We start from the raw sequence: 23,123 nt of genomic DNA, 5'->3' as shown, positions 1-23,123 counted from the left end.
GGCGTGTGACGATCGAATGGTGGACCGCCATCCCGCGCAGCGCAGGGTCATCGGATTCCTTGTCGGCACCCAGGCCGTCGGGTCGATCGGCGTGGGGATCGGCATCATGCTCGGCGCCTTGACGGCGACGACGCTGTCCGGCTCGGTGGCCGTCGGCGGGTTGGGGGCGACGGCGATCGCCGTCGGGGCGGCGTTGTCGGCCGTGCCGGTGGCGTTGGTCGCCGGTCGGTTCGGGCGGCGTCGGGCGTTGGCCTCGGCGTACGGGGTCGGGGCGTTGGGCGGCGTTGGTTGCGCTTTCGCGTCGGCTGTCGGCTCGTGGCCGTTTTTGCTGTTGTCGTTGGTGGCCTTCGGCGGCGGCACCGCGGCGACCTTGGCCGCTCGGTACGCCGCCGGGGACCTGGCCCATCCCGGCCGTCGGGCCGGCGCAATGTCCACAGTGGTCTGGGCGACGACGCTAGGCGTGATCGCGGCACCCAACCTGGCCGCCGTCGTACCGTCACCCTTTTTGCTAGCGTCGCTAGCTTTCACCGTTGCCGGTATCGGCCTGCTCTTCGGCCTGCGACCGGATCCCTTGCTGGCCGGTCGAGTCGCCGTGGTCGTCGGCGACAGTTGTTGCGGCGTAGGGGCTTCCGAGCTGCCCCGCCGGCACACCCGGGCCGAGGTCTGGTCGGCGATCGGTCCGAACGTCCGCCTAGCACTGCTAGGTGTTGCCCTGTGCAACACCGCGATGACCGGCATGATGTCGATGATGCCCGTCCAGATGACCGGCGGCGGTTCCACCCTTGTCGTCGTCGGCATGGTCGTCAGCGTTCACGTAGCCGGCATGTACGCCGCCAGCCCCCTTTTCGGCGTTCTGGCCGACCGCATCGGCCGCGTCCCCGTACTCGCCCTCGGCGCCGCCCTCGTCGTAGCCGGCGCCGGCGTCTGCGGCATGGCTTCTTCCCACGATGCGCCCCAGATGGCCCTCGGCATGATCATGCTCGGCTGCGGTTGGTCCGCCGGCGTAGTAGCCGGGGGCGCGTTGCTGACCGAGTCCGTCCCCGTGGCCCTCCGCCCTTCCACCCAGGGCCTCGCCGACCTCGTCCTCAACCTCGGCGGCGCCTCCGGCGGCCTCCTCGCCGGAGTCATCATGAGCACCTGGTCTTTCACCGCCCTCGGCCTGGTCGTAGGCTTCGCCGCCTTGCCGTTGCTCATGGCCTGCATGGGCACCACTCTGCGCCCCGTAGCCCCGCCCCCAGAGGCAGTTCACCTGCAACCCACCCCGCCCACCCCCACCGCCGCCCTCTAGCGCCACGCCCTCCCCACCCCACCCGCGCCGCCGCCCTTCGATCCCGCCGCCGCGCGCTCTGCCTATCGGTGCCGCTGCTCTTCGGTCCCGCCGCCGCGCGCTCTGCCTATCGGTGTCGCTGCTCTTCGGTCCCGCCGCCGCCCGTTCTGCCTATCGGTGTCGCTGCTCTTCGGTTCTGCCGCCGCCCGCGCCACCCACCCGCGCTGCCGCCCTTCGATCCCGCCGCCCGCCTCACCTGCCGGTGTCGTCGCGCTTTATCCCGCTGCCACCTGTTCTCTACCTGCCCGCGCCGCCGCACCTCTGTGGCGCCGGCGGCCACTTCCCTGGCGTCCGCCCACTCGGACTGCGGCCGCCTTCGACCGTGCCGCCGGTGCCGCCCGGCTCATCCTCTTCCCCACCCGCCCACCCCACGGCGCCGGTATCCGGCGGTCGGCCACCGCGCCCTGCACACGGTGGCCGACCTGATCCGGTCCCCAGCTCTGCGTCAGGAATTCGCCGGCACCGCCCGGATGAGCCGCGTCTCGCCCGGGCGCAGCGTCGCGCTGTAGCTGCCCTTGATCGTGCCCTTGGCCTTCTGCGCCCAGAGATCCGTGACCGCGGCCGCGCCCGTGGTGATGCCCACCTGCTGCCAGTCCACGGTGATCGTCTGGCTGCCGCTGGTCCCGGTGTTGAACAGGGCCACGACGTAGGCGCCGGAGGGCTCCTTCTTGGTCCACACCTGGGTGTTGCCCGACTTGGTCAGGCGCTTCGCGGCGATCGCGTCCTGGTCGACGCCCAGCACGGAGTCGTTGGTCAGCATCGCCTTGTCGGTCGCGTCCAGGTGGGTCAGATCCGTGCCCAGCAGCAGCGGCGCCGCCGCCATCGCCCACAGCGTCAGGTGACTGCGGCGCTGGTCGCTGGTCAGACCGGTGTTGTCGCCGTTGCCGATCTCCAGCGAGTCCAGGTCGTTCCAGCCGCCCGGCCCGGCGTACTGCTGCCAGCTCGCCGCCGTGTCGAACCTCGCTGACACGTGTTTCCAGTCCGTCAAAGGAAAACTTGCCCCATTTGCGCCGCAGTAGCATTCCACGTCGCCCTGCGTCCGCCAGCCGTTCGCGTACTGCCGCCACGTGTTCGCGTCCGCGATCGCCAGGTTGTTGGACAGCTCGTAGTGGATCGGCCTACCCGAGTTCCGCAGGGCCTGCGACCACGCCTTGACGTCCGGGATGTCCGGGCTGCCAACCCCGTCGATCTTCAGGTAGTCCACGCCCCAGTCCGCGAACTCCTTCGCCCAGGAGTCGATGTACTGCTGCGCACCGGGCTTGCTGTAGTCGATCCCGTACATGTGCTTGCAGTTGTAGTTCTTCTCCGACGTCGTGGTGACCGCGATGTCCTTGGCGTGGTATGCCGTTCCCGCGATCGCGCTGTTGTTCCTCACCGCGTTCTCCGGGATGCCCGGCGTCACGTACAGCCCGAACTTCAGCCCGTCAGCGTGGACGTGATCCGCCACCGCCTTCATCCCGTCCGGGAACTTCGCCGTGTCGACCACCCACCGCCCGTTCGCGTCCACGGTCGGCCCGTTCCCGTCGCACTTCATCCAGAAGTCGTCCAGGTTGACGTACTCAAACCCGTGCTGCGCCAGCCCCGAGCTCTTGATCGCATCGGCCTGCGCCTCGATCTTGGCGGCGGACGGCGCCTTCCGCACGAAGCTCCAGCTGCTCCACCCCATGGGCGGCTTCTTGGCCAGCCCGTTGTCCTCCGCGTTCGCCACCGGTGTCACCGCTAGAAGTCCTAGCACCGCTAGCCCCACTGCCCACCGACGCACAACACCCTCCTACCAGGTAGTGCGGCGGCGGCGCTGCAACAAGCTGGAAACGTTTGCAGTGTAGGTGGGCGGACGTGGTCCGGCTAGCCCCCGGCTTCCTGGAGCGGAAGCCCGGTCTCGCGGACGGTCCATCGGCCGGTGGTGCCGGTGAGCTGCGTGACGGTCAGCGGTGAGATGTCGACCCGCCAGAATGCGGCGGCGGGGGCGCCTAGCGTCGCTAGGACTGCCGCCCGGATCACGGACGGCGAGGTGACGACGCCGACGCGGCCGACGTCGGCCTGGCGGTCCAGCCACGAGGCGACGCGCTTGAGCACGGCACTGACGGGCTCGCCGCCATGCGGGGCGGCGTCGGGATCGGTCATCCATGCCGACAGGTCGTGCTGGTCGATCTCGGCCAAGGACCGGCCGCGCCACGAGCCGTGATCGAGATCGGCGAGGGACTCGTCGACGACGGCGTCCCAGCCGAGGGCCTCAGCGGTCTGCGCGCAGCGCAGCTCCGGCCCCGGCTGAGACCGTCCAAACGGGCCGGTCCGGCCAACGCCGCCGGCCGTCGCGACAACGGCTCGTCGGCGGGAAAGCGAGCCTGCCGTACGGCCTCGGTGGCGCCGTGACAGACCAGGAAAAGCCGGTTCAGGACGCCGCCACCTGCTCGGCCTTGGGGGCCAACAGCCGCTCGGCCAACGGCGCGAACAGCAGGCCGATCGCCGCCCACATGATCGCCTGCGCGGCGATCGAGTAGAAGCGGAAGTCCCACAGCACATCGGCCGGGAAGCCGGGATAGACGATCTGCCCGGCGGGATTGCGCAGCGGCTGTGGCGTCTCGGTGGCCTGCTCGCCGTAGTCGCGCACGTTGGCGGCGAGCTCGCCCAGCGACGGCAACAGCGCCATGACGACACCGATCACCACGACGAAAGCTAGCGCCGCTAGCAATGTCGCGTTCCAGTTGCCGAAGCGCCGGGCCAACCGTTTGCCCAGCACCACGGCCCCGATCAGGAACGCCACCGAGCAGACCATCATCACCACGTACAGCGCGCCGCGGACGCCGATGGTCGCACCGTGGCCGATCGACGGCGGGTTGGCCGGGTACTTCACGAACGGCACCAGGTAGATGCCGAGGAAGCCGCCGCCGGCCACCAGCACCGACAGCGTGCGGGGCCGCAGGTTGCCGACCCGGCCGAGGCAGACCGCGTAGGCCACGGCGAAGAACGCGCCCATGGCCACGCCGAACAGCACGATGCCGACACCGATGCCGACATTGGCCTGGATCGCCCGGGTGAAGATCTCCGGCCCCTCGTCGCCGACCGGCAGGCCGGCGGCCTTGTCCAGCGCCGCCTGGGCCTCGTCACGACCGCTCTCGTAGTCGATCGCGGCCTGGATCTGCGGCTCGGCGAAGATCCGGGCGAAGACGAACGCCAGCAGCCCGGCCAGGGCGCCGACCAGCACGCCCCGCAGGATGATTCGTTTTTCCATGTTCGGTTGTCCTGCCTTGATGGTCAGTGGCAGGGGAAGCCGAGGAAGTGGCGCGCGTCGTGCACGAACTCGTGGATGTACATGTTGTCGCCGAACACCGAGGTGGCGCCCTGGTCGATGCCGATGAAGTAGTACAGGGCCAGCGCGAGGAGCACGGTGCCGCTCAGCCACAGCATGGCCTTCGGGAGCGGCAGGACGACCGGCGTCGGAACGGCGGTGGTCGCGGAAACGGTGCTCATGGAGCCTCCTTCGGGGATCGTGCGTCCCGTTCGTTGGTGGGGCAGGAGATGGCGTGGTGTCTGGCTCACCCGGAGAACCGGGCACACAGTGGCGCGACCGCGCCGGAATTCCACCGGCTTACGCACTCCATCACTCAGCGCGGGACACTACGGACCTGGATCGGCGCACGTCAATCCGCCGAGCAGGGCGTATGAGATCACTGTGAAGCTGCCGACACAACGTTGCGCAGCAGCAGCGCGGTCGTCACCGGCCCGACACCTCCCGGTACCGGCGTGATCGCCTCCGCGATCGGCTCCACCGCGGCGGTGTCCACGTCGCCGACCAGGCCGCCGTCGGTCGTCGGATTCGTGCCGACGTCGATCACCACCGCGCCCGGCCGGATGTGCGCCGCGCCGAGCACGTGCGCGCTGCCGGCGCACGCCACCACGACGTCGGCCCGGCTGGTCTGCACCGCCAGGTCCTTCGTGCGGGAGTGGCACACCGTCACCGTCGCGTTCTCGGCGAGCAGCAGCAGCGCCGCCGGCTTGCCGACCACAGTGCTGCGGCCGACCACCACGACGTCCGCGCCGGCCAGCGTCGTGCCGTGGGCGTGCAGCAGCTCCACCACCGCCTGTGCCGTCGCCGGCGCGAACGCCGGCAGACCCGCCGCCAGCCGGCCGAGGCTGGTCGGGTTCGCGCCGTCCACGTCCTTGGCCGGGTCGATGTGCTGGGCGATCTCGTCGCGGGTCACGCCCGGCGGCAGCGGCGTCTGGCAGATCACGCCGTGCACCGTCGGGTCGGCCGACAGCTCGGCCAGGCACGGGCCCAGCAGCTCGCGCTCGTCGACCACCCGCACCGCCACGCCGACCTTCTCCGCCGTGCGCACGATGGAGCGGACGTACCAGGCTGTGGCCTCGTCGTCGGTGGGGACGACGATCGCCAGCGTCGGGATGGTGCCACTGTCCCGCAGCCGGGCCGCGTCCGCAGTGACCTGAGTGCGGATGGCGGCGGCCAGCGCGCGGCCGTCGATGAGGGTCATGCCAGCTCCTCGATGAACTTCTCGGCCGCGGCGACCTCGTCGCTGATACGGGCCAGTTCCGTTTCCAGTCGGGCTCGGGCGACTACGTCGGTCATCGACGCCCGGTTCACCGCCACGTTCACCGCCGCCGCCTGCATGGCCGCGCGCGCCGACACCGCGGCCACCGCCACGTCCGACAGCACGTTCACGTTGGCGCCCGGTCGGATCTTCCTTGCCAGCTCAAGGATCTCGGCCGCCAGCACCGCCGTCCGCAACGGCACGTCAGCCGCCTGCGCCAGGGCTGCCTGGATCGCCGCGCTGCGGGCCGTCCTCTCCTCCTCGGTGGCCTTCGGCAGCCGGTAGGCGTCCGTGACCCCGGTGAACGCCAGCGCGTCCGCCTCCGCGAGGTCAATCGCCCGCTGCCGGCATTCACCGGCCTGTGCGAGCACTTCTCGCATCGTCGGCTCGTGCTGCGCGTACCTGGGGCGGCCGATGGTCAGCTCACACACCATCGACACCAGGCCCGCGCCCATCGCCGCGTGCATCGCCGCCACCGCTCCACCGCCCGGCGCCGGCGCGCCCGAGGCGAGGTCGTCCAGCCAGCGCCCGATCGTCTGCTCCCGCATGGATCAAGACTAGAACCGCTCGCACCCCCGAAAGTGGCACTGCCGCCCCGATCCCCGGGTTTTCCGCCCTCGGACGCCCCGCGAATCCACTTTCGTGCCCTCTTCCGACCGCTCGACCCCTCACTCCCTGCCCGCAATGCCCCAACCAGGAGCCCATTCGTTGCGCCAGAAGCCACCAAAGTGGATGTGGTGGCGGCCAGGGCAGGGACCAGCTGGCTGGGGTGGCCGCTACGAAAGCGGCGTTCATCGCCTCTGGCGCAACGAAAGTGGATGTAGTGGCGCGCCCGCTCGGTGAGGCGTGCGATGCCGAACGCCACGAAAGCGCCGTTCGTAGCGTTCGCCGCCACGAATGCGGGTGTGGTGCCGTGCTGGCTTGAGGCGGAGGGCCACGAAGCGGTGTTGGTTGCGTTCGGTGCCGCGAGCACGGACCTGATGGCTTGCCTCGCCGGTCCACCAGGCATGTCCCCAGCCACCTGGGCTTGTCACGGGCCCCGACCTGCACCCCGAAGTCGGCTCGGCCCCGCCCCTGCTTCGCCCGGTTGCTGGATTTTTCGAGGTCCGCCACCCAACGCGCCCCACCGCACAAGCCGATGCGGGCCTCGAAAAATCCAGCAAGGGCGAGGCAGGGGCCCCAAAGGGGCCGAGCCCGCGCCGCCGGAGGCGGCGCCATGTAATAGAGAGCGCCGCAGCCCTGGGGGTCGACTGCGGCGCTCCGCCGTGAGTTTCCAACTGCTGAGGTCGGGGGGATCACGGGCCCGTCTCAAGGATAGCGTGTTTCGCGGGGCAGGGAAGCCCTCGGTCCCTACTTTCTGCAATTTGCTGTCGGCGTAGGGTTGACCACGATGCGTATCACTGCCTTCCGGGCCCTGATGGCCGGCGAGTTCGGCCGGGTCCGGTCCGAGATGATCGCCCGCGACCACGTGTTTTCCGAGCTGGACGGGATGACCGTGGACCAGGCGTTGGAGGCCGGCGTGCCGGCCAGGACGATCTGGCGGGCGGTGTGCGAGGCGTTCGACGTCCCGGTCGAGCGGCGCTGACAGCGAGGACGGCGTGTCGGTTTTCCCTCGAACAGGTGTTCGGCTAGCCTGGGGGTCAGCGGGTCGCCGAAATTGTCAGACCCTCCCCGTAGCGTCCTCGGTGACGACAACCGGCGGCGGGCCCTGGGACAAGCGGGCCACGCCAGACAGACAGAGGTGGACTTCCCATGGCACCAGCAGCACCGGACAAGGACAAGGCGCTCGAGCTCGCCCTGGCCCAGATCGACAAGAACTTCGGCAAGGGCTCGGTGATGCGCCTCGGCCAGGAGGGCCGGGCGCCCATCGAGGTGATCCCGACCGGCTCCATCGCGCTGGACGTGGCGCTGGGCATCGGCGGCCTGCCGCGCGGCCGGGTCGTCGAGGTCTACGGCCCGGAGTCCTCCGGTAAGACGACGGTCGCGCTGCACGCGGTGGCCAACGCGCAGCGCAACGGCGGCATCGCCGCCTTCATCGACGCCGAGCACGCGCTGGACCCGGACTACGCCAAGGCGCTCGGTGTCGACACCGACGGCCTGCTGGTCTCCCAGCCGGACACCGGTGAGCAGGCGCTGGAGATCGCGGACATGCTGGTCCGCTCGGGCGCGCTGGACATCCTGGTGATCGACTCGGTGGCCGCCCTGGTGCCGCGGGCCGAGATCGAGGGCGAGATGGGCGACAACCACGTCGGCCTCCAGGCCCGCCTGATGAGCCAGGCGCTGCGCAAGATGACCAGTGCCCTGAACAACTCGAACACCACCGCGATCTTCATCAACCAGCTGCGCGAGAAGATCGGCGTCATGTTCGGCTCGCCGGAGACCACGACCGGTGGCAAGGCGCTGAAGTTCTACGCCTCGGTCCGCCTGGACGTGCGCCGGATCGAGACGCTCAAGGACAGCGGCGACGCGGTCGGCAACCGGACCCGGGTCAAGGTGGTCAAGAACAAGGTGGCCCCGCCGTTCAAGCAGGCCGAGTTCGACATCCTGTACGGCCACGGCATCAGCCGGGAGGGCTCGCTGATCGACATGGGCGTGGAGCAGGGCATCCTGCGCAAGTCCGGCGCCTGGTACACGTACGAGGGCGACCAGCTGGGCCAGGGCAAGGAGAACGCCCGCAAGTACCTGCTGGAGAACCCGGACGTGGCCAACGAGATCGAGAAGAAGATCAAGGAGAAGCTCGGTATCGGCGCCAAGCTGGACGCGGAGGACGCGCCGGCGCCGGTCGACTTCTGAGCTGGCGGTGTCGGAGCAGGAGGCGTCCGGCGAGACCCCCGCGGTGCGTGACGCACCGGAGGTGCGCCGGGCGCAGGATCTCTGTGTGCGGATGCTCGGCGTGCGGGCGCGGTCTCGTACCGAGCTGAGGCAGGCCATGGCCCGCAAGGAGTTCGAGGAGGAGGTGGCCGAGCTGGTGCTCGGCCGCCTGGACCGGGCCGGTCTGATCGATGACGAGGCGTTCGCCCACGAGTGGGTGGCGTCGCGCCACAGCCACAAGGGCCTGTCCCGGCGGGCACTGGTGAACGAGTTGCGCCGCAAGGGCGTCGACGACTCGGTGGCCGCCCAGGCCGCCGCTGCCGTCAACGAGGACAGTGAGCTCGAGCGGGCCCGTGAACTCGTCCGCCGCAAACTGCCGTCGGTCGCCCGGGTCGACGACACCACCAAGCTCCGCCGCTTGGTCGGTGTGCTGGCCCGCAAGGGTTACGCGGAGGGCATGGCCATCAAGGTCGTCCGCGAGGAACTGAGCCGCGACGGCACTTCCGGCGGTCCCAGCGACGACTTCTGATCCCTGGGGACATGCCAAGGAGCCGCTGGATGACACCGGTGATGGGGCAGCACGGTTCGGGGCGTGCTCCCCGCGGTGCCAGGCCGTAGCCGGCGACCGCTGCCGACGCGGTTAGCCGCGCTGGTGTTGGTGCCAGGACCGCTGGGTGTGACGCCGGGGCGGAAGCCGGGCCACCGGTGCCGAACTGGCCGTGAGGCCGTCGTGGGTTCAGCGCTGCCAGCGGAACTCGTGCATGGCCTGGTGGCGGCCGCCGCGCATCATGACCGTGGTCTCGGTGTCCTGGAACATCTGGTCAACGGTCATGCCGAAGAACTGGGCCTGCGCCTCGATCTCGTCGCCCTCCTCGGGCGGCACGAAGCGGTGAAAGCGGATGGTGTCCGGGTCATCGCTGCTCATGTCGTTCATCTACGCGGCCGGAGCCGGATGTGCTCAGCGCCACCACGGATCGGTCCGCCGAAAGTCACGGACTTCACCCGGAGGGAGGAAAGAACTGGGCCGATGTCGCGGTGGGAGCGACCGGTTTCACTGCGCGGGGGCCCCGGACCTGGCCTCGTATTACGTAGGCTGGCGCGGTGACAAAGCTGCGGGCACGGCATGTGGTGTGGGACTGGAACGGCACCCTCCTGAACGACAACCACGCAGTGTTGGCAGCCGTTAACTCCGTGTGCGCACAGTACGGCCGGGCCGCGGTCACGCTGGACGAGTGGCGCGCCGTGTTCAGCCGGCCGATCCTCGCCTGCTACGAGAAGGTGTTGGGTCAGGCGCTGACCACGGCCGACTGGGATGTCATCGACCAGCACTACCACACCGCCTACCGCCTGGAGCTGGACACGTGCGGCTTGGCGACCGGTGTGCCCGACCTGCTGCACCAGTGGCGTGATGCCGGCCGGACCCAGTCGCTGCTGTCCATGTGGTTCCATGACGAGCTCGTGCCGCTGATCGGAAAAATGAGCCTGACCGACCTGTTCAACCGGGTCGACGGACTGCGCGGCTACAACATGGGCGGCTCCAAGGCCACCCATCTCGTCGAGCACCTCAAGGCCCAGGACCTCGACCCCGCCGAGGTCATCCTGATCGGCGATGTCGTCGACGACGCCGAAGCCGCGGCCCAGGTCGGTGCCCAGTGCGTGCTGGTGACGACCGGCATGATGCCGCGTTCGCGGCTGGAGTCCGCCGGCGTGCCCATCACCGACTCCATTCCCGAAGCCCTGGCACTGATCGACGGATAACGGCGGGCATCGGTGAGCGCTTACGGATCAGGGGCTCGCTTCAGGCGTTAGGCGTTGATCGGCGAGTGGCGCGGTGCCAGGACAGGGCAGCCGGCACCCCTACCGCCATGCCGGTGAGTCCGGCCAGGCCGATGGTCAGCGGTGTGCCGATCAGGTCGGCCAGCAGGCCGGCAACCATGACGCCGATGCCTTGCACCGTCACGAGTCCGCTGACGACGATGCCCATCACCTGCGCCCGACCCGCGCTCGGCACCGCGCGGGCCAGGGAAGCCGTGTCCTGGGTCTGATAGGCCTGCGCCAGCGCCCCCGACAGCGCTAGCGCTGCTAGCGAAACAGCCAGGCCTGGTTGGACCGCGCAAGCTAGCAGCGGCAGGCCGGCTAGCACCGCTAGCAATCCGAGCAGCCGTGGTCGAAGGCGTTCCGGGATCCACCGCGCCAGCACAAACGCCCCGATCACCGACCCCGCCGGGTCCGCCGCCATCAGCAGACCCACCCCCACCGTCCCAGTCCCGATCGCCGCCGCGTAGGGCGCGGCCAGCCCTTCCGGCACCACGTAGAAGCCCGCCAGCCAGCTCAGCACCGCCAGTGCCCGCACCGCCGGATCGCCGAACACCACCCGGACGCCCGCCCGCACCGATCCACCCGCGGCCCGGCGGGAAACCGGAAGCGACCGAGTGCGTGCGGAGCGGGAGTCGCCGCGAGCGTGCTGGGCACCGGGGGATGGTGCCGTGGGCGAGGACTGGGCACCGGTGGGTGAGGCCCAGGACGTGGGTGGCGAGATGGCGGCGGGGTGGCGGACGCCCGTACGGACCAGGAGGGCCGAAGCGAGGAACGTGGCGGCGTCGACCACCAGGGCCCAGTACGGGGTCAGGGCCGCGACGAGGACGCCGCCGCAGGCGAAGCCGGCTAGCTGGGCGGACTGGATGGTCATGCCGCGTAGGGCCAGGGCGGAGACGTAGAGCTCGCCGGACAGGAGGTCGGGGAGCAGGGCCTGTTGGGCGGCGCGGAAGGGACCGCCGAGGAGGGTGACGGCGACGAGCAGGAGGTAGAGGACGGGCAGGGGCATGCCGGGCACGGCCATCGTGGCGACGAGGAGGGCTCGGGAGAGGTCGCAGACGACCATCACGGTGCGCCGGGCGACGCGGTCGGCGATCCAGCCGAGGAGGGCTCCGCCGATGAGCGTGGGCACGAAGGTGAGGGCGTAGGACAGGGCTGTGAGTGCGGGGGAGGAGGTCCGCTGGAACACGAGTACGGCGAGGGCGACCCGGGCCAGCTGGTCGCCGGCCTGCGACAGCGCCTCGCCGGCCCACAGCCAGCGGAAGTCCGCGACCGCCAGCACCGAGCGGAACATCAGCCCAAGGTAGCTGCATCCGCCCGGCGCCGCGGAGGTTTGATCAGGTCACGGCCTGGCGCTGCGGGGTGTTGACCGGGTCACGGTGATTGTGTCCGCCGGGTGTTGCGAGGTGGATCAGGTCGAGGGGGTGACTGATGCCTGGCGGCGGGTGAGGCGGATAAGGAGGGCGATGACGACCATGACGACGCACGTGACGATGGCGGTCTGGACGAGGAAGTCGGTCAAGGCGCCGGACTGGAGGTAGGAGCCGAGGGCCAAGGCGACCAAGGCACAGACGGCGCGGTCGATGATGGACTCGATGGAGAGAAGGGTTGCGCGGTAACGGGAATCGGTGATGGCGGCGTTGAGCAGGGCCCGCTGGATGGGGAAGGAGAGCCCACAGGCCAAGGAGAAGACGCAGAGGGCGATGACGGAGCCGACGATGCCCAGCAGACCGGCCAGGGCGAGGGTGACGGCCATGGCGAGGGTGAGGAAGAAGACGGAACGAACGTCGCTGATGTGCCGGCGCAGCCAATTGGGCCGGGCGGCGCCGAGGGCCTCGAAGACGGTCATGAGGGCCATCACCACGCCGTAGAGGACAACGGGAGTGTTCTTGCTGTCCAAGATGGGCTGGAACAGGTTGACCGAACAGATCCGGGCCAGAGTGAAGATCGCGACGCCCTGGACCATGAGCAGCACGAGCAGCCGAGAGCCGCGCATCTGGGCGAAAGAACCCCGAAGGGCGACGGAGATGGGCGGGCGTTCAGGGCGGCTTGAATGGCTGGAAGTGGTGGGGCCGGCTGAAACGGGGAGGCGGCGGGGGATGGCGGGGAGGATGACCGCGGCCAGTACGGCTATGGCGGCGTTGATGGCGCTGAGCCAGTACGGGGAAGGCATGTTCCACTGCATCAACAGGCCAACCACGGGCCAACAGACGACCTTGCCGATGAGGCTGTACGAACGGCCGTAACCCTCGGCCTGGGGATAGGCCTCGCCGGCGCCGGCGGAGTGCATGTACTCGTACAGGTAGGCGCTGGCGGCGCCGGAGACCAATGAGCGGGCGAGGGCGATGAGCAGGAAGTGGACGAGGAAACCGGTGTAGGAGACCAAGAACACGGGGGTGAGGTTGGCGGCGATCAACACCACGCCGCCGGCGACCAGGCAGTGGCGGTAGTCGAAGCGGTCGGCGACCATGCCGGTGGGGATCTCGAGCAGGCAGAAGGCGATGTAGTAGATGCTCTGGATACCGAAGATCTGCGTGTCGGACAGGCCGATCTGCCGCTGGTACTCGTAGAACACGGGCAACCAGAGCAGCAGGCCGAAGAAGAACTGGAAGGTGTAGCTGAGCCACACCGCACGACGGACGGCGGGGTTCATGCGCTGTACGGCCGGAGCTGGACGATGGTGATGCGCTTCTCGTCGGCGATCCACTCGACGTCGACGGGCGAGTCGAAGGTGTAGTCGGGCGAGAAGTGGGCCTGTAGCAACCGTCCGGCGATGGCGAGGCGCTGGAGTTGTTGGCGCGCGGCGAGATCGAGGTCCTCGGTGGCGTCGCCGAGTGACACGGTCCGGCCGTCGCCCTCGACGGTGGAGTACAGGTACTGGATGGGAAGCGCGGTGCCGGACACGACGTCGATGACGGAGTTCACCGACACGTTGACGTACACATTGCGGAAGTCGTTGCGGTTCAACGGGTTGGTCGTCACCATGACGCCGCCGACGGTGCCGTCGACCTGCTCCTGGACGATCACGCCCATGTAGCTGTCGTCCAACGAGATGCCGGCCTGCTGCCGCAGTCGAACGCTGCGCGGAGACACCAGGGAGGCCCAGACCTCCTTGATGGACGCGAAGATCCGGTCGGCGGTGGTCACGTGGTTGATCGACTCGTAGATGCCGGCGGCGGAGAAGCCGGCCAGGTCCTCCGCGTTGGACGAGCTGCGCACGACGAAGGTGCGCACGCCGCCGAGCTCGGAGACCAGGGCGCTGTCGACGGCCTCGCGCAGGTCGTCCGGAATCCGGGTGCCGCGAATAAGTCGTTGCAGCTCAAGGCAAAGCCGGTCGACGTCGGGAACATCAAGCTCCAGCGCCATCTTCAGCTTGCCGATGGCCTGCTGCACACGCGGCGACGACTCCAGGAACCTCCGCTGCACGGAGAACGGCAGCGCGATCCCACGCGGCACGGCGATGTTGTCGCGCAGCAGCCGGATGGCGGCGTCGTTGAGGTCGGCATCGACGGGCACGTCCAACAGCTTGGCCAGGTACGGCAACAGGTTCTCGCGCGGCGGCCGGCGCACCTGGTAGAAGCCGAGCAGTCGCCCGGATCCGTTGGCCAGCACGTGGTGCAGCTCGCCGAGGTTGGCCGCCTTGGTGCCGTAGCGGTGCCGGTCGTGCAGCCGCAGCCGGTCGAGGCTGGTGATCGGCGAGGTCTGGGATTCCGGCTCCTCCAACACGATCCGCTGCGCGTACCAGGCCGGCTTGCGGGTGACGTCGACCGGTTCCCCGGTCGGCGTCAGGGTGATCTCCTCGGCCGCCGGATCGACCTCGTAGCGCACCCACTGGCCGTTGAGCTGCTCGGCGTCGATACGGTCGAAGATGCCGAGCTGCACGGCATTGGGCACCTGCCAGCCCGAGGCCAGCACATTGGTGTGGGACAACGGAGTGGTGTGGTGCGCGTTGACGATGCCGGCCAGTCGCGGCACATCGTCGGGCACCCGGCGCATGACGATGATGTCGTACCACTCAAGGGAATCGGCCGCGGCCCGGTAGTCGGCCTCGGTGCGGAAAGCGCGCAGACGGCCGTGCGCGGTACCGGGATTGAGCGGCACGAAGCGGGCCGACGAGAACAGCTCGTGCGCGCGGATCCGTGGCACCTCGGCGGCCGGGATCTCGGCCAGCAGCTGTTCCTGGCTGTGGTTGGCCGGCTTCACCAGCATCGGCAGCGCCGGGTCGACCGCGGCCCGCACGGTCAGGTAGAAGTAGGCCAGCATCGGCCCGGACATGGTGTCCACCTCGACCGTCTCCAGTGAGAGCATGCGCCGGTCGTCGGAGGTGTGCATGGCGAGGATGCCGAGATAGAAACGCCGATCCTCCGCGTGGTAGATGCTGTGATTGAAGTCATCGATACCGGCCTCGAGTTCGGCCTTGCCGATGCCGAGTATCTCCGCCGCGATGTAGTCGGCGTGGAAGGAATACCGCGCGTCGTTGATGAAGTGGATGTGCCCGCCCGGCCGGTCGACGACCACCTTCACGAAGGGATAGCCGCCGAGCCGGCCGGCTAACTGGGTGAAGGCGGTCATGGTGAGTTGAGCATCGATCAGTGCCGGTGCGTCCACGTGTGTCTCCCCAGGTCTGGTCCGGACGGCCAGCGAACCTACCATGTGGAACGAAAGGGATTCGCTGCTCCAACAAGGGGATTGCTCGATTTTCCGCCGATAAACCGCCTTTCGGGCTAAAGAGAGGGCGAAGTGTGAAGCAGGGCACGAGAAACGGGGCCCCACCCGCCCGGGAGGCCCCGTTTCCGCCGTCCGCGTGCGGCTAGTTCAGCTGCACGTGGAAGATCGCGTCGTTGCTGTTGTTGCCGGTGCTGTCCTTGTCACCGCTGGAGTTGGTCAGCCACAGGCCGCCGTCCGGCGCGGGCTCGACGGTGCGGAGCCGGCCGTAGGTGCCGTTGAAGTAGGCCGCCGGCTTGCTGGTGGTGTTGCCGGTGATCTCCATGCGGTACAACCGCTGCCCGCGCAGGGCGGCCATGAACAACACGTCGTGCACGATGGCCAGGCCGCTGGGGGAGGCGTTGGACACCGGCCAGGTCTGGATGGGCTTGATGAACTTCGAGTTGCCGCAACCGCTGCCGGAGGTGCCCTCGCACGAGGGCCAACCGTAGTTGCCGCCCTTCTGGACCAGGTTCAGCTCGTCCATGATCGAGTTGCCGAGCTCGGCCTCCCACAGGCGGCCCTGCGAGTCGAAGGCAAGGCCCTCGACGTTGCGGTGGCCGTAGCTCCAGACGTACTTGCCGGAGAACGGGTTGTCGGCCGGCACGCTGCCGTCGGGGTTGAGGCGCAGGATCTTTCCGTTGAGGGAATTGAGGTTCTGCGCGTTGTCGCCGTTCTCGCCGTCACCGACGCCGGCATACAGCTTGCCGTCGGGGCCGAAGCGCAGCCGGCCGCCGTTGTGGAACTGGTTGCGCAGAATGCCCTTCAGCAGCACCTGCTGGCTGCCGGTGTCGAGCTTGCCGCCCGTGTACTTGAAGCGGGCGATCCGGTTGTCCGACGACGTGGTGAAGTAGATGTAGATCCAGTTGTCGGACTTGAACGTCGGCGAGATCTCCAGGCCGAGCAGACCGCCCTCGCCGTTGGTGCCGGACACGCCCGGAACGGTGCCGGCGGTGGTTTTGGTGCCGGTCTTGGGATCCAGGTGCACGAGGTTGTGCGTGTCCCGCTCGTTGAACAGGATCGTGCCGTCCGGCAGCGTCACCAGGCCCCAGGGCACGTCCTTGTCGTCGGCGACCTTGGTCACCTGGCCGGGTGTGGTGCCGCTGCCACCACCGCCGCCCGAGGTCTTGCCGGTGACGCTTGCGCTGGGCTTGGACACGTTGCCGGCGGCGTCGCGCGCGGTGACGGTGTAGGTGTGCGAGGAGCTGGGCGCGAGGCCCTGCACGGTGAACGAGTTCGTGGTGGCCAATCCGACCTGTGAGGATCCCTCAAGAACGGTGTAGCCGGTGACGCCGACGTTGTCGGTGGACTTGTTCCACGCCAACGAGATTGAGTTGGCCGTGACCCCGGATACCTTCAGTCCGGTCGGCGCGCTCGGCGGCGTGTTGTCGCTGGACTTCTTGGTCGTCACCTGGACCGTGTTGCTGGCCTGGGAAACGCCGCCCTTGGTGTCACGGGCGTTGAGGTAGAAGCCGTACGTGGTGTTCTGGGTCAGGCCGGTGATGGTGGCCTTGAGCGTCTTGCCGTCGACCGACTTGGTCAGCTGACCGTCGTGGTAGATGTCGTACGCCGCCAGGCCGACGTCGCTGCTGGACGCGCTCCAGGACAGGTCGACCGTGGTCTCGGTGATGTTGGCGGCCTTGAGGTTCTTCGGCGGCGCCGGCACGGCCGCGACGCTCTGGGGCGACGCGAGCGCCGGCACGGCGCTCAGAGCAAGTCCGACGAGCAGGGCGCCGGCCACGGCCAGCGACCGCCGTGTGCGTGGTGCCACGGATACCTCCCACTGGTTCGGTATCGCGGCGGCGGGCCACAAACGTTTTCATAAGGTTGCAGCCGAGTCAACCGCCGGTGCCCAAGACCCTACGGCGAGTGAGGCTCACGTGCGGTGCAACCGATTACACCATCGGCGAGTCCCGCCCACAGTCACACCGAATGCGTGAAACAGATTCATGCATTTCGGTGTGACGCTGAGCGGGACTCGCGGGGGTTTAGCGGAGGGTGGTTGTGGCGGCGGCCAACTCCTCCACACGCTGCCAGTCGCCGGCGGCGAGGACGTCCTTGGGCGTCAACCAGGAACCGCCGACACAGCCGACGTTGGGCAGCGCCAGATAGTCCGCAGCCGATGACACCGTGATCCCACCGGTGGGGCAGAAGCGAAGCCCGGGCAGCGGACCGTAGATCGACTTCAGGTACGCGGCCCCACCGGCGGCCTCGGCGGGGAAGAACTTCAGCACGGAGCAGCCCCGCTCCGCCGCCCGCATCGCCTCGCCGACGGTGCTCACGCCGGGCAGGAAAGGCAGCCCGGTGGCGGCGACGGCGTCCAGCAGCGCGTCGGTCGAACCGGGCGTGACGATGAACCGCGAACCGGCATCCACCGCCTGCTTGGCGTGCTCCGGCGCGGTGACGGTGCCGGCCCCGACCACCAACTCCGGCACCGCGGTCGCGATGCGCTCGATGGACGCCAGCGCGGCCGGGGTCCGCAGCGTCACCTCGATGACCCGGATCCCGCCGCGCAGCAGCGCCTCCGCCACGGGGACGGCGTGCGCGACGTCGTCCAGCACGACGACGGGCATCACGGGGGACAGTTCCAGCAGCTCGGCCGGGGTAGTCATGATCCTCACTTCCAGGTGGTCACGGGGACGGCGAACTTCTCCGGGGTCAGCATGCTGCCGAACACGCTCGCGCCCTCGTCGGCGGGCCCGATGGCCCGGCGCAGCGGCGCGAACAGCTCACGCCCGGTGCCCATCCACTCCTGCTCGGCCGGCGGCCCGTCCACCAGCCGCCGTCCCATCAGCTCGGCCTCGTCGACGAACACCTCGATGCTGCCACGGTTGGCGTCCAATCGGATGATGTCCCCGTCACGGACCCGGGCCAGTGGCCCACCGGTCGCGGCCTCCGGCGTCAGCTGGATGGCGGCGGGGATCTTGCCGGACGCGCCGGACATACGGCCGTCGGTGACCAGCGCGACCCGGTGCCCACGGTCCATCAGCACGCCCAGCGCCGGGGTCAGCTTGTGCAGCTCCGGCATGCCGTTGGCCTGCGGCCCCTGGTTGCGCACGACCACCACGACGTCACGGTCGAGCTCGCCGGCCTTGAACGCCGCGGCGAAGGCCTCCTGCGTGGTGAACACCCGCGCCGGCGCCTGCACGACGCGGTGTTCAGTCGCCACCGCCGACACCTTGATCACGGCCCGCCCGAGGTTGCCGGCCAGCATGCGCAGCCCGCCGTCGGATGAGAACGGGTCGCCACAGGGCCGCAACACAGCCAGGTCCAGCGACTCACGAGGTCCGTCCCGCCAGACCACGGAATCGCCGGAAAGGAACGGCTCCTGCCGGTACCGGTCCAGCCCCGGCCCGGCCACGGTCTGCACGTCGGCGTGCAGCAGCCCGGCGTCGAGCAGCTGGCCGACGAGGAACGGCACCCCGCCGGCGGCCTGGAAGTGGTTGATGTCGGCGCTGCCGTTCGGGTACACGCGGGCCAGCAGCGGCACGACCGCCGACAGCTCGGCGAAGTCGTCCCAAGCCAGCTGGATGCCGGCGGCGGCGGCGATCGCCGGCAGGTGCAGCGTCAGGTTGGTCGACCCACCGGTAGCTAGCAGTGCTACGACTCCGTTGACCACGGCCTTCACGTCCACGATCTCGGCCAGCGACACCGACCGGGCCAACGAGACCGCGCGGCGGCCGGCCTCCTCGGTCAGCGCCTTGCGCAGCGGCGTGTTCGGCGGCACGAAGGACGCGCCCGGCAGGTGCAGGCCCATCACCTCGACGACCATCTGGTTGGAGTTGGCCGTGCCGTAGAAGGTGCAGGTGCCGGGCCCGTGGTAGGAGGCTGACTCGGCCTCCAGCAGCTCCTCGCGGGTGGCCTTGCCCTCGGCGTAGAGCTGCCGGATCCGGGCCTTCTCCTTGTTGGCCAGCCCCGAGGACATCGGACCGGCCGGCACCAGCACGGCCGGCAGGTGACCGAAGGCCAACGCGCCGATCAGCAGACCGGGCACGATCTTGTCGCACACGCCGAGCAGCAGCGCCGCGTCGAACATCTCGTGCGACAGCGCGATGCCGGTGGCCATGGCGATGACCTCGCGGCTGAACAGGGACAGCTCCATACCCGGCTGGCCCTGGGTGATGCCGTCGCACATGGCGGGCACGCCGCCGGCGAACTGGGCGACCCCGCCGGCCTCGCGCACCGAGTCCTTGAGCCACGCCGGGTACTCGTGCAGCGGCTGGTGGGCCGACAGCAGGTCGTTGTACGAGGAGATGATCGCGACGCCGGGCTTGGTCAGCCCCTTGACCGCCAGCCGGTCCTCGCCGGCACAGGCGGCGAAGCCGTGCGCGAGGTTGCTGCACGCCATGCCGGCGCGGGCCGGCCGATCACCGGCGGCGGCCCGCATCCGGCGTAAGTACTCGGCGCGGGTGTGCTCACTTCTGGTCGCGATCCGCGCGGTGACCTGGGCAACCACGGGGTGAATCGCCATAGCCGACAACTCCTGTCCTGCTCACGGGCCGCTGTTGCGGCCCGGCGGGACGACGGCATTGGCGTCGCTTCACGGGCAACGTGACGGGACCCACACTAGGTCATGTCACCCGAGGGAATCAAAACCGATTCAGTGAATTGCCTGGTCGTGGTGACCTTCGCCACTTCTTCGCTCATTCGCCGGTACGCCCCGCCGGTCCGTCGCAGGTCCCCGGATGTGGCGCCGACGCTGGCAGAACCGGCGCGCGGACGTGTTTGTCAAGATCGCGTGTGGCACTTGTCACAGGCGTGTGGTTCAGGCAGAGTGCAATCAACGGGCGCGGTGTGGCGCCGAACACGTTGACGCCTGATCATGTTTTTGGAGGTGCCGAAATGCCCAATTCGGAGATCGCGAACCTGCGGCGAGCCATCGGACAGCTTCGGCAGTGCATCACCGCCCTCGAGACCCAGTACGGCGATGCCACGGTGGTGAAGCGCCTGGTCAACGACCTGGAGCGGCTGGACATCGACGCCGAGGACCTCGGCACGGCCCGTCCGACGCCGGCGCCGCGCAGCGCCGAGCCGCTGGAGGTCGTTGTGGTCCCCGACACACCCTACGATCCGGCCCTGTGGCATGGTGCTGACGACGAGGGGGTCGGCGGCTACCAGGCCCACCGCGGCTAGAACCCGACAGCCGGCGGAGCGCTCGACCCACAACTTCATCGCAAAGAGGCGAAGAGGCTTTCATGACGGCTGGCACCACTGCCCCGGGTCGGGCGCAGATTTCAGCGCGCACGTTGCGCACCGACCGGTGGTGGGTCCAGCCCGCCGTCACGGTCCTTGTGCTGGTGGCGTTCATCATCTACGCGACCATTCGCGCGTTCGCCAACGACTACTACTACTCGGCGCCGTACATCTCGCCGTTCTACTCGCCCTGCCTGAGCACCAGCTGCGTGCCGGGCTCGGGCGAGGTGGCGCTGTTCGGCGACTGGTGGAAGCTGTCGCCGGCGCTGATCATCCTGATCTTCCCGCTCGGCTTCCGGCTGACCTGCTACTACTACCGCAAGGCCTACTTCCGCGGCTTCTGGATGTCGCCACCGGCCTGCGCGGTCGCCGAGCCGCACGGCAAGTACACCGGTGAGCGCCGCTTCCCGTTGGTGCTCAACAACCTGCACCGGTACTTCTTCTACATCGGCCTGATCTTCAACGTGATCCTCACCTACGACGCCGTGATCGCCTTCCGCGACTCGTCCGGCGCCTGGGGGCACATGGGCCTCGGCACCCTGGTGCTGCTGGCCAACGCCGCGCTGCTGTGGCTGTACTCGCTGTCCTGCCACTCCTGCCGGCACGTGATGGGTGGCCGGCTGACGCACTTCTCCAAGCACCCGGTGCGCTACAAGGCGTGGACCTTCGTGTCCAAGCTCAACACCAGGCACATGGCGTTCGCCTGGGCCTCGCTGATCGGGGTCGCGGTCGCCGACCTCTACGTCGCGCTCGTCGCCGGCGGAACCATCACCGACCTGCGGTTCTTCTGAGCCCGACAGCTGAATAGTGGAGCAGTCATGACCGAGTTGGAACGCCACGACTACGACGTCGTGGTCATCGGCGCCGGCGGCGCCGGGCTGCGGGCGGCCATCGAGGCCCGGCAGCAGGGCAAGCGCGTCGCCGTGGTGTGCAAGTCGTTGTTCGGCAAGGCCCACACCGTGATGGCCGAGGGCGGCATCGCCGCCTCGATGGGCAACGTCAACAGCGACGACAACTGGCAGGTGCACTTCCGCGACACCATGCGCGGCGGCAAGTTCCTGAACAACTGGCGGATGGCCGAGCTGCACGCCAAGGAGGCCCCGGACCGGGTCTGGGAGCTGGAGACCTACGGCGCGCTGTTCGACCGCACCAAGGACGGCAAGATCAGCCAGCGCAACTTCGGCGGGCACGAGTACCCGCGGCTGGCCCATGTCGGCGACCGCACCGGCCTCGAGCTGATCCGCAGCCTCCAGCAGAAGATCGTGTCGCTTCAGCAGGAGGACAAGCGCGAGACCGGCGACTACGAGTCCCGGCTCAAGGTGTTCGCCGAGTGCACGGTGACCGAGCTGCTGCTGGACGGCGACAAGATCGCCGGCGCGTTCGGCTACTGGCGCGAGAGCGGCCGGTTCGTGCTGTTCAGCGCGCCGGCAATCGTGCTGGCCACCGGCGGCATCGGCAAGTCGTTCAAGGTGACCTCGAACTCCTGGGAGTACACCGGCGACGGGCACGCGCTCGCCCTGCGCGCGGGGGCGTCGCTGATCAACATGGAGTTCGTCCAGTTCCACCCGACCGGCATGGTCTGGCCGCCGTCGGTGAAGGGCATCCTGGTCACCGAGTCGGTCCGCGGCGACGGCGGCGTGCTGCGCAACAGCGACGGCAAGCGCTTCATGTTCGAGTACATCCCGGACGTGTTCAAGGACAAGTACGCGGACAACGAGGAAGAAGCCGACCGCTGGTACACCGACCAGGGCAACAACCGGCGCCCGCCGGAGCTGCTGCCCCGCGACGAGGTGGCCCGGGCGATCAACTCCGAGGTCAAGGCCGGTCGGGGATCGCCCCACGGCGGCGTGTTCCTGGACGTGTCGTCCCGGCTGCCGGCCGAGGAGATCATCCGGCGGCTGCCGTCGATGCACCACCAGTTCAAGGAGCTGGCCGACGTCGACATCACCAAGGAGCCGATGGAGGTCGGCCCGACCTGCCACTACGTGATGGGCGGCGTCGAGGTCGAGCCGGACACCGCGGCATCGAGCGTGGCCGGCCTGTTCGCCTGCGGCGAGGTGGCCGGCGGCATGCACGGCTCCAACCGGCTGGGCGGCAACTCGCTGTCCGACCTGCTGGTCTTCGGCCGGCGGGCCGGTGCCGGCGCCTCGGCCTACGTCGACTCGTTGGGCGACAAGGCCCCGGTCATCGCCGAGTCCGATGTGGACGAAGCGTCCCGGCGGGCGGTGGCCGTGTTCGAGGGCGGCGAGGCCGGCGCGCAGGAGAACCCGTACAGCGTGCACACCCAGTTGCAGCAGACGATGAACGACCTGGTCGGCATCATCCGCCGCGGCGGCGAGGTGGAGCAGGCGCTGGTCGCGCTGGAGGACCTCAAGCAGCGGGCCCGCAACATCGTGGTCGAGGGGCACCGGCAGTTCAACCCGGGCTGGCACCTGGCCCTCGACCTGCGCAACATGCTGCTGGTCAGCGAATGCGTGGCCAAGGCGGCGCTGCTGCGCACCGAGAGCCGCGGCGGCCACACCCGCGAGGACCACCCGGTGATGGACGCCGACTGGCGCAAGCAGCTGCTGGTCTGCAACGTCAAGACCGACGGCACGGGGGTCGACGTGACGCCCAAGGACCAGATCCCGCTGCGGGCCGACCTGATGGGCCTGTTCGAGTACTCGGAGCTGGCCAAGTATTTCACCCCCGGCGAGCTCGCCGACATCCCCGCGAAGGAGAGCTGA

Annotated in this window: 22 protein-coding genes; 9 read left to right on the top strand and 13 right to left on the bottom strand. The window is 69.2% G+C overall.

Annotated elements, in window-relative coordinates:
• Nucleotides 1–19: 19 nt before the first annotated feature.
• Nucleotides 20–1,288 carry an MFS transporter gene (locus M3Q35_RS23485; protein ID WP_273934367.1) on the top strand — a complete coding sequence of 423 codons (1,269 nt, stop codon included), beginning with the start codon at nt 20–22 and terminating at the stop codon, nt 1,286–1,288.
• A gap of 484 nt (nt 1,289–1,772) precedes the next feature.
• Here M3Q35_RS23485 and M3Q35_RS23480 read toward each other — a convergent pair whose 3' ends face one another.
• On the bottom strand, nt 1,773–3,035 hold the full coding sequence (locus M3Q35_RS23480; RefSeq protein ID WP_273934365.1) for a glycoside hydrolase family 27 protein: 1,263 nt from the start codon (nt 3,033–3,035) through the stop codon (nt 1,773–1,775).
• Nucleotides 3,036–3,172: 137 nt separating this feature from the next.
• Nucleotides 3,173–3,583 (bottom strand): histidine phosphatase family protein, encoded by a 411-nt coding sequence (locus M3Q35_RS23475; protein ID WP_273944430.1) that lies wholly within the window; start codon nt 3,581–3,583, stop codon nt 3,173–3,175.
• Here M3Q35_RS23475 and M3Q35_RS23470 point away from each other — a divergent pair.
• A complete protein-coding gene (locus M3Q35_RS23470; RefSeq protein ID WP_273944751.1) occupies nt 3,509–3,700 on the top strand; it encodes a hypothetical protein in 192 nt (63 codons plus the stop codon). The two genes, M3Q35_RS23475 and M3Q35_RS23470, sit on opposite strands and share 75 nt — an antisense overlap.
• A gap of 19 nt (nt 3,701–3,719) precedes the next feature.
• On the opposite strand, the gene M3Q35_RS23465 is transcribed toward M3Q35_RS23470, so the two are convergent.
• The 4 genes from M3Q35_RS23465 to M3Q35_RS23450 form a co-directional block, all read right to left on the bottom strand.
• The gene (locus tag M3Q35_RS23465; protein ID WP_273934363.1) at nt 3,720–4,559 is read right to left on the bottom strand and encodes a CbtA family protein; all 840 of its coding nucleotides are present in this window, start codon (nt 4,557–4,559) and stop codon (nt 3,720–3,722) included.
• A gap of 23 nt (nt 4,560–4,582) precedes the next feature.
• Nucleotides 4,583–4,798, bottom strand: a complete 216-nt coding sequence (locus M3Q35_RS23460; RefSeq protein WP_273934360.1) for a CbtB domain-containing protein — start codon at nt 4,796–4,798, stop codon at nt 4,583–4,585.
• 197 nt (nt 4,799–4,995) lie between these two features.
• A complete protein-coding gene (locus M3Q35_RS23455; protein WP_273934359.1) occupies nt 4,996–5,817 on the bottom strand; it encodes a bifunctional 5,10-methylenetetrahydrofolate dehydrogenase/5,10-methenyltetrahydrofolate cyclohydrolase in 822 nt (273 codons plus the stop codon).
• Nucleotides 5,814–6,422: a cyclodeaminase/cyclohydrolase family protein gene (locus tag M3Q35_RS23450; protein ID WP_273934356.1), complete on the bottom strand. Its 609-nt coding sequence runs from the start codon at nt 6,420–6,422 to the stop codon at nt 5,814–5,816. The genes M3Q35_RS23455 and M3Q35_RS23450 overlap by 4 nt, the downstream gene beginning before the upstream one ends.
• 842 nt (nt 6,423–7,264) lie before the next feature.
• Between M3Q35_RS23450 and M3Q35_RS23445 the strand changes: the two genes are divergently transcribed.
• The 3 genes from M3Q35_RS23445 to M3Q35_RS23435 all read left to right on the top strand — a co-directional run bounded on the left by M3Q35_RS23445 (nt 7,265) and on the right by M3Q35_RS23435 (nt 9,214).
• A complete protein-coding gene (locus M3Q35_RS23445) occupies nt 7,265–7,459 on the top strand; it encodes a DUF3046 domain-containing protein (RefSeq protein ID WP_273944213.1) in 195 nt (64 codons plus the stop codon).
• Nucleotides 7,460–7,626: 167 nt separating this feature from the next.
• On the top strand, nt 7,627–8,667 hold the full coding sequence (gene recA / locus M3Q35_RS23440) for a recombinase RecA (RefSeq protein ID WP_273944212.1): 1,041 nt from the start codon (nt 7,627–7,629) through the stop codon (nt 8,665–8,667).
• A gap of 7 nt (nt 8,668–8,674) precedes the next feature.
• A complete protein-coding gene (locus M3Q35_RS23435) occupies nt 8,675–9,214 on the top strand; it encodes a regulatory protein RecX (RefSeq protein WP_379794325.1) in 540 nt (179 codons plus the stop codon).
• Between the two features lie 207 nt (nt 9,215–9,421).
• Here the strand turns inward: M3Q35_RS23435 and M3Q35_RS23430 are convergent, their stop codons facing one another.
• A complete protein-coding gene (locus tag M3Q35_RS23430; protein WP_273944211.1) occupies nt 9,422–9,610 on the bottom strand; it encodes a hypothetical protein in 189 nt (62 codons plus the stop codon).
• Nucleotides 9,611–9,786: 176 nt separating this feature from the next.
• On the opposite strand from M3Q35_RS23430, the gene M3Q35_RS23425 reads away from it, so the two are divergent.
• Nucleotides 9,787–10,443, top strand: a complete 657-nt coding sequence (locus M3Q35_RS23425; protein ID WP_273944210.1) for an HAD family hydrolase — start codon at nt 9,787–9,789, stop codon at nt 10,441–10,443.
• 40 nt (nt 10,444–10,483) lie between these two features.
• Here M3Q35_RS23425 and M3Q35_RS23420 read toward each other — a convergent pair whose 3' ends face one another.
• From M3Q35_RS23420 to edd, 6 genes are all read right to left on the bottom strand, one after another.
• Nucleotides 10,484–11,794, bottom strand: coding sequence for an MFS transporter (locus M3Q35_RS23420; protein WP_273944209.1), 1,311 nt, complete (start codon nt 11,792–11,794; stop codon nt 10,484–10,486).
• 117 nt (nt 11,795–11,911) lie between these two features.
• Nucleotides 11,912–13,153: an MFS transporter gene (locus tag M3Q35_RS23415; RefSeq protein ID WP_273944208.1), complete on the bottom strand. Its 1,242-nt coding sequence runs from the start codon at nt 13,151–13,153 to the stop codon at nt 11,912–11,914.
• Nucleotides 13,150–15,108 (bottom strand): PEP/pyruvate-binding domain-containing protein, encoded by a 1,959-nt coding sequence (locus M3Q35_RS23410; protein ID WP_273944207.1) that lies wholly within the window; start codon nt 15,106–15,108, stop codon nt 13,150–13,152. The genes M3Q35_RS23415 and M3Q35_RS23410 overlap by 4 nt, the downstream gene beginning before the upstream one ends.
• A 202-nt stretch (nt 15,109–15,310) precedes the next feature.
• Nucleotides 15,311–16,975 (bottom strand): PQQ-dependent sugar dehydrogenase, encoded by a 1,665-nt coding sequence (locus tag M3Q35_RS23405; protein WP_273944206.1) that lies wholly within the window; start codon nt 16,973–16,975, stop codon nt 15,311–15,313.
• A 217-nt stretch (nt 16,976–17,192) separates the two neighbouring features.
• Nucleotides 17,193–17,816 carry a bifunctional 4-hydroxy-2-oxoglutarate aldolase/2-dehydro-3-deoxy-phosphogluconate aldolase gene (eda, locus tag M3Q35_RS23400; RefSeq protein ID WP_273944205.1) on the bottom strand — a complete coding sequence of 208 codons (624 nt, stop codon included), beginning with the start codon at nt 17,814–17,816 and terminating at the stop codon, nt 17,193–17,195.
• A 5-nt stretch (nt 17,817–17,821) separates the two neighbouring features.
• Nucleotides 17,822–19,675: a phosphogluconate dehydratase gene (gene edd, locus M3Q35_RS23395; protein WP_273944204.1), complete on the bottom strand. Its 1,854-nt coding sequence runs from the start codon at nt 19,673–19,675 to the stop codon at nt 17,822–17,824.
• Between the two features lie 371 nt (nt 19,676–20,046).
• Between edd and M3Q35_RS23390 the strand changes: the two genes are divergently transcribed.
• The 3 genes from M3Q35_RS23390 to M3Q35_RS23380 all read left to right on the top strand — a co-directional run bounded on the left by M3Q35_RS23390 (nt 20,047) and on the right by M3Q35_RS23380 (nt 23,123).
• Complete coding sequence (locus M3Q35_RS23390; RefSeq protein WP_273944203.1) at nt 20,047–20,337, top strand: hypothetical protein; 291 nt, start codon at nt 20,047–20,049, stop codon at nt 20,335–20,337.
• A 62-nt stretch (nt 20,338–20,399) separates the two neighbouring features.
• Nucleotides 20,400–21,188: a hypothetical protein gene (locus tag M3Q35_RS23385; protein ID WP_273944202.1), complete on the top strand. Its 789-nt coding sequence runs from the start codon at nt 20,400–20,402 to the stop codon at nt 21,186–21,188.
• A gap of 27 nt (nt 21,189–21,215) precedes the next feature.
• Nucleotides 21,216–23,123 carry a fumarate reductase/succinate dehydrogenase flavoprotein subunit gene (locus M3Q35_RS23380; RefSeq protein WP_273944201.1) on the top strand — a complete coding sequence of 636 codons (1,908 nt, stop codon included), beginning with the start codon at nt 21,216–21,218 and terminating at the stop codon, nt 23,121–23,123.

It is taken from the genome of Kutzneria chonburiensis, assembly GCF_028622115.1.
Classification (GTDB): domain Bacteria; phylum Actinomycetota; class Actinomycetes; order Mycobacteriales; family Pseudonocardiaceae; genus Kutzneria; species Kutzneria chonburiensis.
This window is presented reverse-complemented; position numbering and strand designations above follow the sequence as displayed.

Bases quoted from the DNA above. Each gene is read 5' to 3' on its own strand.
- M3Q35_RS23450 (WP_273934356.1), bottom strand. From the start codon at position 6,422: ATGCGGGAGCAGACGATCGGGCGCTGGCTGGACGACCTCGCCTCGGGC.
- M3Q35_RS23420 (WP_273944209.1), bottom strand. From the start codon at position 11,794: ATGTTCCGCTCGGTGCTGGCGGTCGCGGACTTCCGCTGGCTGTGGGCC.
- M3Q35_RS23445 (WP_273944213.1), top strand. From the start codon at position 7,265: ATGCGTATCACTGCCTTCCGGGCCCTGATGGCCGGCGAGTTCGGCCGG.
- M3Q35_RS23415 (WP_273944208.1), bottom strand. From the start codon at position 13,153: ATGAACCCCGCCGTCCGTCGTGCGGTGTGGCTCAGCTACACCTTCCAG.
- eda (WP_273944205.1), bottom strand. From the start codon at position 17,816: ATGACTACCCCGGCCGAGCTGCTGGAACTGTCCCCCGTGATGCCCGTC.
- edd (WP_273944204.1), bottom strand. From the start codon at position 19,675: ATGGCGATTCACCCCGTGGTTGCCCAGGTCACCGCGCGGATCGCGACC.
- M3Q35_RS23380 (WP_273944201.1), top strand. From the start codon at position 21,216: ATGACCGAGTTGGAACGCCACGACTACGACGTCGTGGTCATCGGCGCC.
- M3Q35_RS23430 (WP_273944211.1), bottom strand. From the start codon at position 9,610: ATGAGCAGCGATGACCCGGACACCATCCGCTTTCACCGCTTCGTGCCG.
- M3Q35_RS23460 (WP_273934360.1), bottom strand. From the start codon at position 4,798: ATGAGCACCGTTTCCGCGACCACCGCCGTTCCGACGCCGGTCGTCCTG.
- M3Q35_RS23390 (WP_273944203.1), top strand. From the start codon at position 20,047: ATGCCCAATTCGGAGATCGCGAACCTGCGGCGAGCCATCGGACAGCTT.
- recA (WP_273944212.1), top strand. From the start codon at position 7,627: ATGGCACCAGCAGCACCGGACAAGGACAAGGCGCTCGAGCTCGCCCTG.
- M3Q35_RS23385 (WP_273944202.1), top strand. From the start codon at position 20,400: ATGACGGCTGGCACCACTGCCCCGGGTCGGGCGCAGATTTCAGCGCGC.
- M3Q35_RS23465 (WP_273934363.1), bottom strand. From the start codon at position 4,559: ATGGAAAAACGAATCATCCTGCGGGGCGTGCTGGTCGGCGCCCTGGCC.
- M3Q35_RS23455 (WP_273934359.1), bottom strand. From the start codon at position 5,817: ATGACCCTCATCGACGGCCGCGCGCTGGCCGCCGCCATCCGCACTCAG.